Origin of the sequence: Paenibacillus sp. BC26, from assembly GCF_900116125.1 — a bacterium.
In the GTDB taxonomy this organism is placed as follows: domain Bacteria; phylum Bacillota; class Bacilli; order Paenibacillales; family Paenibacillaceae; genus Paenibacillus_Z; species Paenibacillus_Z lignilyticus.
The window spans coordinates 2,033,709-2,047,160 of sequence record NZ_FPAD01000001.1 but is presented as its reverse complement, the minus strand read 5'-3'; the positions used below and the strand labels follow the sequence as shown (position 1 = coordinate 2,047,160).

10 protein-coding genes are annotated in these 13,452 nt (G+C 48.1%); 4 read left to right on the top strand and 6 right to left on the bottom strand.

Features of this window, described 5'->3' with window-relative positions:
• Together BM412_RS08785 and BM412_RS08780 are read right to left on the bottom strand one after the other, a co-directional pair.
• The gene (locus BM412_RS08785; protein ID WP_177245723.1) at window positions 1-1,071 is read right to left on the bottom strand and encodes a Ger(x)C family spore germination protein; all 1,071 of its coding nucleotides are present in this window, start codon (window positions 1,069-1,071) and stop codon (window positions 1-3) included.
• Between the two features lie 279 nt (window positions 1,072-1,350).
• Window positions 1,351-2,229: a LysR family transcriptional regulator gene (locus BM412_RS08780; protein WP_091216425.1), complete on the bottom strand. Its 879-nt coding sequence runs from the start codon at window positions 2,227-2,229 to the stop codon at window positions 1,351-1,353.
• A 221-nt stretch (window positions 2,230-2,450) separates the two neighbouring features.
• Here BM412_RS08780 and BM412_RS08775 point away from each other — a divergent pair, with 221 nt between their 5' ends.
• Window positions 2,451-3,239: an SDR family oxidoreductase gene (locus BM412_RS08775; RefSeq protein WP_091216422.1), complete on the top strand. Its 789-nt coding sequence runs from the start codon at window positions 2,451-2,453 to the stop codon at window positions 3,237-3,239.
• An 81-nt stretch (window positions 3,240-3,320) separates the two neighbouring features.
• Here the strand turns inward: BM412_RS08775 and BM412_RS08770 are convergent, their stop codons facing one another.
• Window positions 3,321-5,570, bottom strand: coding sequence for an FAD-dependent oxidoreductase (locus tag BM412_RS08770; protein WP_091216420.1), 2,250 nt, complete (start codon window positions 5,568-5,570; stop codon window positions 3,321-3,323).
• A gap of 133 nt (window positions 5,571-5,703) precedes the next feature.
• On the opposite strand from BM412_RS08770, the gene BM412_RS08765 reads away from it, so the two are divergent.
• The gene (locus BM412_RS08765) at window positions 5,704-6,513 is read left to right on the top strand and encodes a helix-turn-helix domain-containing protein (RefSeq protein WP_177245722.1); all 810 of its coding nucleotides are present in this window, start codon (window positions 5,704-5,706) and stop codon (window positions 6,511-6,513) included.
• A 99-nt stretch (window positions 6,514-6,612) separates the two neighbouring features.
• Here the strand turns inward: BM412_RS08765 and BM412_RS08760 are convergent, their stop codons facing one another.
• Together BM412_RS08760 and BM412_RS08755 are read right to left on the bottom strand one after the other, a co-directional pair.
• A complete protein-coding gene (locus BM412_RS08760; protein WP_091216415.1) occupies window positions 6,613-7,131 on the bottom strand; it encodes a hypothetical protein in 519 nt (172 codons plus the stop codon).
• Between the two features lie 36 nt (window positions 7,132-7,167).
• The gene (locus BM412_RS08755; RefSeq protein ID WP_091216412.1) at window positions 7,168-7,656 is read right to left on the bottom strand and encodes a DUF6376 family protein; all 489 of its coding nucleotides are present in this window, start codon (window positions 7,654-7,656) and stop codon (window positions 7,168-7,170) included.
• A 206-nt stretch (window positions 7,657-7,862) separates the two neighbouring features.
• Between BM412_RS08755 and BM412_RS08750 the strand changes: the two genes are divergently transcribed.
• Window positions 7,863-9,728, top strand: coding sequence for a beta-ketoacyl-ACP synthase III (locus BM412_RS08750; protein ID WP_091216409.1), 1,866 nt, complete (start codon window positions 7,863-7,865; stop codon window positions 9,726-9,728).
• On the top strand, window positions 9,725-10,600 hold the full coding sequence (locus tag BM412_RS08745; protein ID WP_091216407.1) for a DUF6999 family protein: 876 nt from the start codon (window positions 9,725-9,727) through the stop codon (window positions 10,598-10,600). Before BM412_RS08750 ends, BM412_RS08745 begins: the two co-directional genes overlap by 4 nt.
• A 34-nt stretch (window positions 10,601-10,634) precedes the next feature.
• Here BM412_RS08745 and ppsA read toward each other — a convergent pair whose 3' ends face one another.
• Complete coding sequence (ppsA, locus tag BM412_RS08740; protein WP_091216404.1) at window positions 10,635-13,262, bottom strand: phosphoenolpyruvate synthase; 2,628 nt, start codon at window positions 13,260-13,262, stop codon at window positions 10,635-10,637.
• Between the last annotated feature and the right edge of the window lie 190 nt (window positions 13,263-13,452).

Below are 13,452 nucleotides of genomic sequence, written 5' to 3'. Positions count from 1 at the left end.
CTACTCTTCCATGTCCTGCGAGCGATATGGAATCGTCGTATTGCCTACCGCCGTCACTTCGGATTGGACATCGAAGTCCAAATGCGTAAGTTTCCATTGGTCGGATGCCACCCCTTGGTCTTGAAGTCCGAGCAAATCCCAGCCGGTTTTGTTGGCATGCTTTACGACTTCCCGGGCTTTTTCCAGAAATGAGTCGTTAAAGGCTTGTTCGACCTTATGAAGGTTCTGCGTCGTCATTTCTTCCTGCTGGTCATTTAAGATAATCCGGAGATTGGCATGAATATCTATGAGGAGACGATTGGCGGCGCGATCCCAATTTCGCTTCACCTTGAACTTAGTCGCCAACACGTCCACTTTCGCTCCGCTCACAACGAGGCTATCCATGGCTTGCACGATTTTCCGGTTCAATATCATATCCGTGATGAACATTTCCCGATCGATTCTCCCGACCATCTTTGCTCGGTATATTACCGCTCCATCCTTGATGCTGAGCCCGTTGTTTACTGCATCGATTTCCTCCAATCGGCTTGTGCTGGACGATGGCTCAGATCCGTTATAGTGGAGAATCGGAACAATAGTCGGTTGATGCTTGGGTATGCCTTCGATGACGTCCTTCACCCGTAAAATGAAATTTGTCGAACCGAATTCAATGCTTTGCTGTTCCATCAATGACCGTAGAAATCTACCGGGTACGGTCTCCAGCGGGGTAAAGCTATTCAAGACGATCGGTAGCGGAGAATCAGCAATCAGAAAGGTGATACTTGTTCTTCGCGCCGGATCTCGCTCGAAATAATTGATGACCTGCAGCATGTTTTCTGTTCGGGCTATCCGTTCCGAAAGGATATAGCATTGCATATGATCTGCAAATAGTCTGCGCGGCATCGCGGTGCTTGACGCTTCCTGCACGAGTCCCGGACTCATTTCATCGAACCGGTAGGTATAGACAGCCGCCTTCGATGAACCGCCGCCTTTGGCGGAAACGCCCATCGGGTTGATCACTTGGAGATAGACGTTAATCTTCTTCTTGTTCTTCGAATCCAAGTCGACCGCTCCAATATTTACGATTGCCAATTGGTTGATCTCTTTCCTGTCCCAGCATCCGGAACAGCAAAGCAGCAGGATCAACGCAAGAAGAGCGGTCCTCATCGATATCACCTTTTTCACATCTATGAGATGAATTCTCATGTTTGGATTTATGATGAATGATGCCCTATTTCAGGAAAGACATGCGTATGGAGGCATATGCCTCCTTCTTCATGCTGGTACTTGCTGCGGATCAGCCAGGGTTAGTCAGAAAAGACCCGACCATGAGTTCATGATCAGGTCTTTATTTAGGAGGAGGAAACCATCTTAAAGCGCGCTTTTCTCTTCGATGAAGCTAACGAATCGCTGGGTTGCCGGAGACAGAAATCGCTCCTTCTTGAGGTGCAAGCCGATTTCCCACAGCCAGCCCTCCTCTTGGATGTTGATCCAACGCAGACCTTCGATGTTCAAGCCGGCAGTTTTCGGTAATACAGATATTCCGAGTCCGGCCGCCACGAAACCTGCCACCGTATGTAGATCTTCCGCATCGTAGGTGGACGCGAGCGTGAAGTTTAATTGATGGAATCGGGAGAGAAGTGAATCCCTTAAACTGCAATTATGCTTCAAGCTCACAAACGGCTCCCCCGTAATCTTCTTTAGGCTGATCGATTCCTCATTCGCAAAAGGATGATCGGAGGAGACGACCAGATGTAGCGGCAGTGAGCGGATAGGAATCCAATCATAGGCGTCGCTGTCGGGTCTTTCTGAGGTAATCATCAAATCCGAGAAGCCGTTCTCGACCTGCTCCAGAATCGAACCTTTGTCTCCTTGCGTCAGTTCGAAGGCAACTTTCGGATTGGCTTTCTGGTAATCTCGAATCAAATTAGGTATTAAATCAACGCCCAATATATTTAAATAAGATAGATGGATCGTACCTGATTCGGGATCCGACAGTTCTTCGATTTCCTTCTTCCCTCGTTGCACCTCCTGCAAAATCTTCTCCACGCGCTTTGCGAACATGGTGCCGTAACGGTTTATCTGCAGACTTCTTCCCTTTCGTTCAAACAAAGGCACGCCAAGCTCAGCTTCCAGCTTCGATATGGAATGACTTAAAGCAGGCTGCGAAATGGATAAAGTTTCAGCTGCTTTAGTCAGATGTTCCAAGCGGGCAACCTCCAAGAAATATTCCAATTGCGTTAACTCCATATATAATTCCCTCTCATGCTCAGAATGTGCATCATTCATGTTGTTATCATACAAGCAGTTATTTGACGAAGCAAGATCAGTAATTAACTAGATTAACTAATGAATAATAGGAATGATATCTATTATTAATATAAATTGGAACTATGATTCAAGAAGGGGTAAGCTATCACATGTGAGCGATTCACGAATCCATTTCAAAGCCAGGAGGATTAATTTAAATCATGATTTCTTCATACGAAAATGAGTTTCAAGGAAAAAGAGCTCTGGTAACGGGAGGTACGAAAGGTATGGGTTATGCAATAGTGAGACGGCTGGCCGAAGCCGGCGCCACAGTACTCACTACTGCCCGTACGATTCCGACAGATTACACGATTCCAAACGTTCATTTCATCCAAGCTGACATCACGAAGCCGGAAGGTACCGCGTTAATCGCGGAAGCTGTGAAAGCGAAGTTAGGCGGTATCGACATCTTGATTAATACGGTCGGAGGTGCTTCCACGCCGCCCGGCGGTGCATTGGCATTATCTGAAGAAGATTGGTTAGAAACGTTAAACTTGAATTTGCTTGGTTCCGTCCGCTTGGACAGAAGTTTACTGCCGCTAATGGTTGAGCAAGGCACAGGAGCCATCATTCATGTAAGCTCCATTCAGCGAAAATTACCGCTGTACGAAACTACATTGGCATACGCAGCAGCAAAAGCAGCACTCACCACCTACAGTAAGGGCTTATCCAAAGAATTTTCTCCGAAAGGGATACGCATCAATACGATTGCACCTGGATTTATACAAACGGAAGCAGCGGATCGCATGATCGACCGCATCGCGACTGCTGCGGGCAGCCGCGAAGCCGCTCTCCATGCGCTTATGGATTCCCTCGGAGGTATTCCGATTGGACGCCCAGGCTTGCCTGCTGAAGTCGCCGAGCTCGTCGCCTTCCTGGTTTCCGACCGCGCAGCCTCCATAACGGGCAGCGAATATACGATTGACGGCGGAACCGTACCGACGGTTTAAACCCAAGTCATCTCGTTGGTTCCGAATAAAAAGATGGTTTGCACAACTGCTGCAAACCATCTCTTTGTATTGTCCTATATACTATTCGTACACCCTGACTTCGACAATTTCGGCGCGCTGGCTGCCATTCGTCGAGTAAGCCACGATTCGGAGCTTTTCAGTGGTTACCGGTGCATGCAGCGTATGGATGCGCTTGCGTTTATGATTGTTTTGTCCTTCAGCTACAGCCGTCCATTCGCCGTTCGCGTACGCCTCAACGGTATAATTCTGAATGAGCTCCGGCATGATTGCAAAAGGCGTGCGGTGATGGTGAAGGTTGATCAAGTCCTCGTTTACGTCATCATTGAACGTAATGTGGACCGACCGTACATTCACCTGGTTCTCCCAGCTTAGCTCCAACCATTCTGATGAGGCTCCCTCCAATGCGGCGGATGACCACAGATGCGGGCCCGCATACGGACGGGCGTAGCCATCGACGGCTCTCTCCGGAGAGAAAGCATTTGTCCGTGAAAGCAGGCGGAAACAGAGCGGCTTGCGAACAAACGGATTCATGCTCCATTGGATGACAGGCTGTGATGACTGATGGTTCTCAAGGTCTGAGGATACAGCCCGCTTCGCTCCATTAAGAAATGTAAGCACGCCCGTTTGCGGCTGATTGGACAGGTGCAGTGAAAAAGTCTCATCGGCTTTAATGATGAGGAAGGCATTTTGCGGAGTATCCGGTTTCCAAAGCAAATCCAGCTTCACCCATTGCTTCTCACCTTTGCCAACTTGCGTCGATGCAACCATTTGCAGCGTGTGCGGGACGTAATTCTCGCCACGCCCCGTATTCCATAGCTCGACTGTAAGCGTCGCTGCATCTGCAGCATCCACCAACAGTTCGATGCCGTCAATGTCCGGGTCCGCCGGCAGCAGCAAGCCGATGTCGGACTTAAGTGGATGAGTCGCTACCGCCATTTCCACCGCAAGTCGCGTCAATGTACTCGATGCTTTTACGTTCGCTCGCAATGCCAGATCGGCTGCATCCTCATTTCGCAAGCCGATGATTGAGGCGTCCTGCTTGAGCATCGTTTGCTGCAGTTCGCTCAGGTGAATGTTATGCAGCTCGCGTGGTGTAATCCCCTTCTCTGCGCATAATGCGGCCCCGGTACCGGCAGCTTCGCCGATGACCGCACAAGTTGCCATTACCCGCGTTGTCCCAAACGCGACGTGCGAGGCACTTATGTCGCGGCCGGCCATGAGTAGGTTGTTGACATTGACGGAATATAGCGAGCGAAACGGAATATGATAGATGCCGTCCATGTGAAGGTGCTTGGATCCGCTTTCCGTCGAATACATCCCTTGCGGCGGATGCAGATCGATGGACCAGCCTCCGAAAGCGATGCGGTCTTCAAACTCGCGTTGCGCCACAATGTCGTTCTGATTGAGCACGTAATCGCCGACGAACCGGCGGTATTCTCTTTTTCCGGGGATAGAGCCGACCCATTCCAGCGTCATATTATCGGCATCGAACTTGCCGGAGTTCTTGATATAGTCCCAAATCCCATAAATGGCTGCCCACAGCTCGTCGCGAATCAGCTCGTTATCATGAACGGTATCGAGCTCGCCTCCCCATTCGATCCACCAATAGGCACAGCCATTATCGCCGCTTCGGATGACTCGTTTCATTGGAATCGTGGTTTGGGTGATGTCCTTGGCAAAAGAAGGCGGGATGTATTGCACGGGACGGCCGGCATCCTTCGTATAGAACAGAAGCGTGCTGCCGAGCGTAATATCGTCTGCTACCTCAGGCGCCCACTCCTCGTTGTATTCGGCCTTCGACTCGCGTCCGACGCGATATTTGGCTCCGGCGAGAAACCCTACAAGTCCATCGCCCGAACAATCCAGAAACACATCGCTTTCAAAACGAATCTTCCGTTCCGACCCCATCATCCAGCCCGTTACGGAACGTATCGTGCGGTCCGCCTCGTCACCGTCTGCCTCCACTTCATGCACATCCGTATTGAGAAATAAGCGGATATTGGGCTCTGCCCGCACCTTCTCCATGACGACCAAGTCCCAGAAGTAGGGGTTCCCGTCCATATTACGGTACTGGTTCTCAACGAACATTTCGCCCATTATGCCGGTTTCCCTTGCATAGCGGTGTGTTCCGTGCGCCGTAGCGCCGCAAACCCACACCCTCACCTCGCTGCTGGAATTACCGCCGAGGACAGGCCGATTTTGCACAAGCGAAACCGTTCTTCCCAGCCGTGCTGCGGCGATTGCCGCACAAACCCCTGCCAGTCCGCCGCCAATAACCGTTATGTCTGTCGACACGACCTCATTTCTCATATCCCATGCACTCCTTATCGTTTAATAAATGTCTTTAATTTCATCATAATATCTCTCCATTTCAAATAACATGCATTGTATTGCGATAATTGATATACTTTATTTCAACAGATCAACAGAGGTGAAAGCTCAGATGAAGATCGATCATTATGCAAAGTTAGTCTCGCATGTGTATTGGGAACGCAAGGAACGGTTTGCTCTCGACCGTGATATATATCCATGCTGGACAATGTTCGCCGCACAAGACGGCAAATTCATTTATTCCATAAATGACCATGAGGGGGAAGCAGGCTTCGGCGACTTGGTGATCTGTCCGCCGAATACATGGTTTCACCGACGAACGGTCAGCCCGCTTAGCTTCCATTTTCTCCATTTCGATTGGGAGACGGCATCCGGTGCGGATCCGGAAACCGAGACCGAATTCGGGGAGGAATTTCATCTTATCGGGAAACTTAGCATTGCTGATGAAGAAAGACTTCTGTCCGATTTCCGTTATTTGAACCAATTGGCGTCTGATAGGGATCAGCTCGCACATGCGAATAAACAGCATTTATTAAACGACTTGCTGTTGCTGATAACGTTGGAGCAGGGAAATAATCGGAGTGCTGCCCATGCAGACATCCCACAGGAGTTGCAGCAGGCTCATCAGTTCATGTCGACCCACGCTTACGCACCTCTGAATATGCGGAGCTTGGCACATTCACTGAAGCTTTCACCTGTACAGCTGACCCGGCGGTTCCGCAGCGCATATGGCGTTACGCCTTCGGAATTCGTAACGGAGCTTCGGCTCTCCCGGGCATGCCGGCTGCTTGCGGAAACCGAACTCAGCATCGACAAAATCGCATCCCGGTGCGGGTACGAGAACGGGTTTTATTTAAGTCGCGTTTTTCGGCAAAAGCGCGGCATGACCCCTTCCTTTTATCGAAAAACACATCGGGTGTAGGTCTGATAGAAGATATCATTTGCCTTTAAAAAACCAAAAAGAAGCGCCAACCGCCATCCAAATGAATTGGTAAGCGGTTGGCGCTTCTTTGATGAACTGTCAGATCCTATAGCAAGTTTCCCCATGATGATAAAACGTCTTCAAGTTACAATTCCAATCCATCATATAGGAGCGGATGGACCGGATCTCGCTCTCGCGGAAGGCAAACAATAGAAAGTGCTTCAACAGGAAATGAAAAATCAACGTAAAAAATGCTTTCACTTCGGCATCGGTCGCTAGTTCTCCTCGCTCAAACTCAAAGTCGTATATCTCTACAACCCCAACCGGCGGAATCTGATCCCAATAATCGAAATGATGATCTTCTATATCCTCTACGACGCTTTGCTCCATCGACGTAAGCATCGGCGAGTTTTCCCGCTTCAAATCACTTAGGCTAAGCTTTAATGTCAAGCCTACGTCACCGCATTGTACTTCGATATTGGCGTGGTTTGCATTACGGCCTTGACGGACAGTTATTCGCTGGTTGTCGACACAACGCTTGAATTCTTCCCCGGCATCCTCCCAAGCCTTCAATTGAAACGCTTTTTCTTCCAAAAATAAGTAAACTCTTGTTGCCATAACCGTCTCCTCTATACTTTGGACTCAGAATTTCGCTTATCGTAACAGCTTTAAGTATTTTTCAGCTTCCTTAAATTCAGGTGAATCTTTCATTTGTTCATACAAGGCTTGAAACTCTTCCGGATTAAACGTGCCGTTGTCGATCTGCTTGATGTATTCATCTATCTTTTGGTTGGCCTCATCGGAATGCGCCGCGAGCTGTTCGTGAATTTTCTTCAACTTCGCCGGCGGCTCCGTCTCCGTAAGTTTCTTCAATTCTTGTTTTACCGTTACAAGCTCTTTCTTAATTTCTTTTTCCGCTGACTTATCATTTGCGACATTCGTATCAGTGGCGTTCTTCTGATTTTCTTTCGCCTTCTGAATCAGCGCCGGCATCTTCTCATTCACCGCACTGACCGTCGATACGGTTTCTTTGGTTTGCTTGGCGAATTCAACCGTTCCCAATATGGTGTCTTTAAAATATAAGAATGTTCCGCCCAGAATCACAACAAGAACACCTAATACGATAAGTAATTTTCGAAACATTCCCTTACCTCCAAAATAGTCCGTATTTTACTTTGACGCATTAAACAACAAAAAGGTTTCAATCAATAGCTGTAAGACTTCACAGCGCGACTTTCTCCACTGACATCCCAGTACTATAAAAACTTAGTACTATGTTTCCTCCCGCAGAAAGATGATGATGAGGATATAAATTCTAATTAATGGGAAACAGTCAGAGGAGGCTTACGATGAATTCGGTATATATCACAAGCATAGGGAAGTTTCTACCCGGCTCCCCCATCGGAAACGATGAAATGGAGGATTATCTAGGTCGCATCGGCGGTAAAAGTTCCAAAACCATGCGGCGGATCCTCGAGCAGAACCGTATCCGATATCGGCATTACGCGATTGATAAACAACAACGCACCCTTTATTCCAATGCTCAAATGGCCAATCTTGCCATACGCGATGCACTTGAACGCAATAACGACGATTTGTCCGATCGAATTGACTTTCTTGCTGTGGGCACGACGCAAGGAGATCTGCTTGTCCCGGGCTTTGCGAGTATGGTGCATGCTGAAACCGGTTTGCCCGTTATGGAGATCGCGACCCATCAAGGCGTGTGCTGCAGCGGAATGCATGCCATGAAGAATGCGTTCTTACATGTTCAATCCGGAGAGAACAAAGCAGCCGTTTCTTGTGCCAGCGAGTTTCCCAGCCGTATATTTAAACATACCCGATTCGAAGCACAAGCTAACTTGTCGGAACGAGCCATTCCTTTTGACACGGATTTCCTTCGATTTATGTTATCGGACGGGGCTGGCGCCGCGGTGCTGCAGAACAAACCTAGCGATAAAGGCTTGTCCCTCCGCATCGAATGGATCGACAACAAATCATATGCTCATTTATATGACGTCTGCATGTATGCAGGCCTCAACAAAGATACACCTGATCAACACGCATCGTGGATGGATTATTCCTCCGTCCAAGAAGCAGCCGATGATGGAGCGATTAATTTAAAACAAGACATCCGTCTTGTGAATGAGATGCCTAAAGTCGGTGTCAAACGTTTCTTTGAGCTCGTTGAAGAAGGTCGAATAAGCCCCGATGCAATCGACTGGATGGTGTGCCATTACTCTTCCCACTTTTTCCGCGATGAAATTTTCCGTCTTCTGCAGTTGGGAGGATTAACGATCCCGGAGGACAAATGGTTCACGAATCTCTATACGAAAGGCAATACGGGAGCAGCTTCTATTTATATGATGTTGGAAGAGCTTCTAAACAATGGTCAACTAGCGCCCGGACAACAAATCCTATGCATGGTCCCGGAGAGCGGACGGTTCCAAACCTCATACATGGTGCTCACAGTCGTAGGCGCCGAGTCCCGGGAAACTACCGATTATGCCGAGCGGCAACCCGAAGCACCGGAATTAAAATTCGACGAAACCCATGAGTTGCAAGCTCATTTAGTTCGTCAATTGGTTAACGTGTGGATCGATTTCGAGCAGAAGCTCGCTCACGTCCCTGTCATTCACAAGCTTTATCATGGGAAATTCACGCTGGATGATTATAAACTCCTCATGGAGAACATCAGGCAGCAGGTCATTGACGGTTCGCAATGGATTGCTCGCGCAGCCTCCTACATCGCCATTGAGCATATTGATTTACGCTCCATGTTTATTGCTCATGCGCGCGACGAACATCGAGACTTTCAACTATTAGAGAACAATTACGCAGCAGTTGGCGGTAACTTGGCCTCTATTCGGCTTGGCGAGAAAAATATTGGCAGTGAGGCGTTATCCGCTTATTTATTCCAACGTGCGAGCCGAGAAAACCCGGTCGACTTGATCGGCGCAATGTGGATTATTGAAGGTCTCGGATGCCGCATGGCACGATACTGGGGGGAAATGATCCGCGATCAACTGGGGCTCCGCGATGAACATGTCTCCTTTCTCCTCTACCACAGCGACTCCGATGAGAAACATTTCGAACGTCTTGAAACCGTGGTGCAGCACCCCATGCTTACCATGGATATTGCCACGAGGATGATTAAGACCGCTAAAACGACCGCCCGCTTATACTTGCTCCAATTAGAGGAGTTGGGGAATACATGAGCAAAGCCGAATATTTCAATATGATGCCTCACGACAGGCTAGACCCGAATCCGTTCCTGGCGATTTACTTGGATCGGAGCATCCCTTTTAATGAGGAAGCAAAAGCCGCCTATTTGAAGGACTGCTCAAGCAGATCGAGACAATTTCTGCTCCCTGTTTTAAAGCCGTTTGCAAGACTGTCAATTGTTCTGCTGCAGCTGTATAAGATCCTGTTACCAAAAGCATTCACTTCTTCTAAAATGCTGCATCGCGCATTGTACTGGGGGATGAAAACGTTTGTGAGCCCTGATGCGAACTACATGATTCTCCGGCATTTCTATCTCGGTTCCGAGGTATTACAGTTTATTCGAGATAATGTCCCTGGCGTTCAAGTCGAGATGAACCCGCTTAAACCGACGAACCTTAAGGAAGTGAAGAATGACTTGTTTCTCAACCACGACCTGAATCTCTATAATTTTGTGATCAACCTGAACCGGGAAACGCGGGTGAAAAACATAGAGGTTACTAAACAAGAAAGATTGAACTTTGACGCCATTACTACCGGAACCATTCCCATCGAAGAAATGCCGAATCGGCGGACTAACTTACTCGATCTCACCACCGCAATTGAATGCTTTACGCCGATCTATCAGTTTTTCTTGACGGATAATGATTTCTGGAGAGCCACGAATTCGCTGCAATTGGATGAAACCATCGGCATTCTTGCTTCCAAGATCATGGGTAACAATGATCGGCTTGCTCTCATCAACAATAAGCATCCCATGGTTCCGTTAACTACGCTTCGCGCCGGTTTCCGTTTGGTTTTACACGGGCTTGCTACAGAGCAGCTGCATGCATTATTGGTTGAGCTCAAAAACAAACAGAATTCCTAGGCTAAATGAAAAGGGAGGCCGCAAAGCCTCCCTCTCAATGGAAATCTCCGCTCTTGGTGGTTTCCCCTTCCAATACCTCGATATATCCCTCTGTCCCATGGACGCGAATTCGCTGCCCATCCTTAATAAGCTTGGTGGCATTCTCGACCCCAACAACAGCCGGTATGCCATATTCGCGCGCTATCACGGCTCCGTGGGTCATCAGCCCTCCAACTTCGGTGACCAGCCCTTTAATAGAAACAAACAATGGTGTCCAGCCGGGATCGGTAAAGGAGGTCACTAAGATGTCCCCTTCCTCCAGTTCCGCATCTTCCATCCGTAAAATAACACGAGCTCTTCCCTCAATCATTCCCGCGGAAACAGGCAAACCCGGGATAGCATCAATCGGGAGATTTTCACGGTCGTATTTGCCGACAATGATCTCCCCGTCAGACGTAATAACACGCGGAGGCGTTAATTTGTCATATACTTTGTATTCGTCTTTTCGATTGCTGATGATTCGCTCATCCACAGTATTCGTGCGTACGACATCTCGAAGTTCTTCGAAAGTAAGATAGAATATATCTTCCTTATCGTGAATAATGCCTTCTTCAACGAGTCTTTCAGCTTCCCTCATCAAAGCCTGCTTATATACGAAGTAACGACTGACCATGCCGTATTTCGGATATTCCCGATAACCGATGTAAGTACGAATGATGCTGATCTTGTGTTTCGTTTCTTCAGCTTTCTGTTCGCCATCCGGCAAATGCTTCAATCGCTCTAATAGCTCTTGTTCTTTCTCTGCAGCTTCCTGCAGCCCATGCTCAAATTTCCGACTACCTTCATGAGGCTCAAATTGTTTGATGTTCCCCAGAAGCATCGGCACAAGCATAAGCGGTTTTTCACTCCAACGCGGTTTCGTCACATCGATTTCCCCCGCGCATCGCATCCCATATTTGTCGAGATAAGCATGGATTGCTTCCAGCGTCTCTCGTCCGCCTTCGAACTGAACGAGTTCATCCAACTGGCGATCCTCTCTAATCTGCTGTAGAAATGCGATGACTTCCGGATAAGGACGAATCACGTCTGCGACATCCAGCAGCGCCAGCCCCATTTCCGAAGTAATATTGTAAGGTACGGATTGAGAGAGCGTGTCGGCCGCGTTTTTTTCACCTAACCATTCGTTCATGTTGTCATTGATCCATGATGAAGCATTCATTGCCGACATAAACACTTGCGTACTTTGAGGGTCAAACAGGATCCTCTGTAATTCTTGGAGATCCTCTACGATATAATCCATGACATCCGATCCGGATTTCATTCGAATGGTTTGCTTTAACTTTTCCAGCGATGCTTGATTGCGCGAGATCAAATCTGTCACAATTGTCGGATCCACTACTATCTGCGGCGGTGTATTCGGCATGATGCTGGTAGGACTTGGTGCTTTGCCCTCACCGGGTACCGACTTAATAAAATCTTCTCGCTCTATAACGGTCTTGAGCGCGTCTGTGACGAGCGGATCGGATTTACTCCATGTGTTTAAAATCATTTCTCTGCTAACCGGTGATGCCAACATCGGCGTAACATCCACAAACAGCCTTCCGCCGGCTGTCCGCATTGGCGCACGAGTCGTTAACAAATAAAACGACAATCCCAGCGGTTTCATGGCATCGGTCATCATTTGCTGATGGCCAACCGATAAGTAGACGTGATTCTCTTGATCATTCGATTCGGGAATTGGAAATAACGTCGTGATCGGACGAGTTTGGACGATATAAAAGGCATCTTCGGCCAAACACCATTCCATATCTTGCGGGCTGCCAAAATAAGCTTCGATCTGTCTTCCAATGCTCACAAGTTGTAATATCTGTTGTTCCGAAAGAGTTTGCGCTGATTGCTGCTCAAGGTTGAGCTGTCTTGTCTCTGTTCCGCCTTCTTGCAGGCCATAGATCGCCAGTTTCTTGGTTGCAATCCGCTTATTGACGATCTGCTCTTCCTGCACCTGATAATGATCAGCAGATACCAGACCGGAAACCAGCGCTTCCCCAAGTCCAAAGCCGGCATCGATGGATAGCAGCTTCCGATTGGAAGTAATCGGATCGGCGGTGAACAGAATTCCCGAGGCTTCAGGGAAAACCATCCTTTGAACAATAACGGCGAGATGAACCTGGCTGTGATCAAACCCATTTTGCATCCGATAAACGACCGCACGATCCGTAAATAAGGAAGCCCAACACTTGCTAATATGCGTTAAAATGGCTTCTTTCCCGATGATATTTAAATAAGTATCTTGTTGGCCTGCAAAGGAGGCATGAGGTAAATCTTCCGCGGTCGCACTGGAACGGACCGCATAAGCATGTTCATCGCCAAGCTGCTCCAGATAATGATTAACCGCATGAACAACACCGGAAGGCAGCTCAATTTCCATAATGGTTTTTCTAATCTCGCCGCTGATTTGACCGATTTGCTTCCGATCTTCTGCCTTCAGTTCGGATAGCCGATTCACTAAAGCTTGATAGGTTTCATGGTGATCGGTGGCTTGCCGAAATCCAACAGTCGTAACGCAAAATCCGGCCGGCACTTGTATGCCTTTGATTTTGGAGAGCTCTCCTAATCGCAACCCTTTTCCGCCAACGAGTGAAAGCTGCGATTTGTCCATTTCCTGAAATCCGAGAACCAACATTCCAAATCTCTCCTTCACCAACAATTTGAGAAATACCATTTGACAGAAATTCGCCGGCATGTTACGATTAAATTGTAAGATAAATAAACTATGTCTATTCGACACTAGACAGTCGTACATCGATTGTATCATCGTGTCTGCATATAAGCAAGATGAAGAACCTGAGTATCGTACTCAGGTTCTTTTTTTG

Coding starts and splice junctions, on each gene's coding strand:
- BM412_RS08780 (WP_091216425.1), bottom strand. CDS start 2,229: ATGGAGTTAACGCAATTGGAATATTTCTTGGAGGTTGCCCGCTTGGAA.
- BM412_RS08775 (WP_091216422.1), top strand. CDS start 2,451: ATGATTTCTTCATACGAAAATGAGTTTCAAGGAAAAAGAGCTCTGGTA.
- BM412_RS08770 (WP_091216420.1), bottom strand. CDS start 5,570: ATGAGAAATGAGGTCGTGTCGACAGACATAACGGTTATTGGCGGCGGA.
- BM412_RS08765 (WP_177245722.1), top strand. CDS start 5,704: ATGAAGATCGATCATTATGCAAAGTTAGTCTCGCATGTGTATTGGGAA.
- BM412_RS08760 (WP_091216415.1), bottom strand. CDS start 7,131: ATGGCAACAAGAGTTTACTTATTTTTGGAAGAAAAAGCGTTTCAATTG.
- BM412_RS08755 (WP_091216412.1), bottom strand. CDS start 7,656: ATGTTTCGAAAATTACTTATCGTATTAGGTGTTCTTGTTGTGATTCTG.
- BM412_RS08750 (WP_091216409.1), top strand. CDS start 7,863: ATGAATTCGGTATATATCACAAGCATAGGGAAGTTTCTACCCGGCTCC.
- BM412_RS08745 (WP_091216407.1), top strand. CDS start 9,725: ATGAGCAAAGCCGAATATTTCAATATGATGCCTCACGACAGGCTAGAC.
- ppsA (WP_091216404.1), bottom strand. CDS start 13,262: ATGTTGGTTCTCGGATTTCAGGAAATGGACAAATCGCAGCTTTCACTC.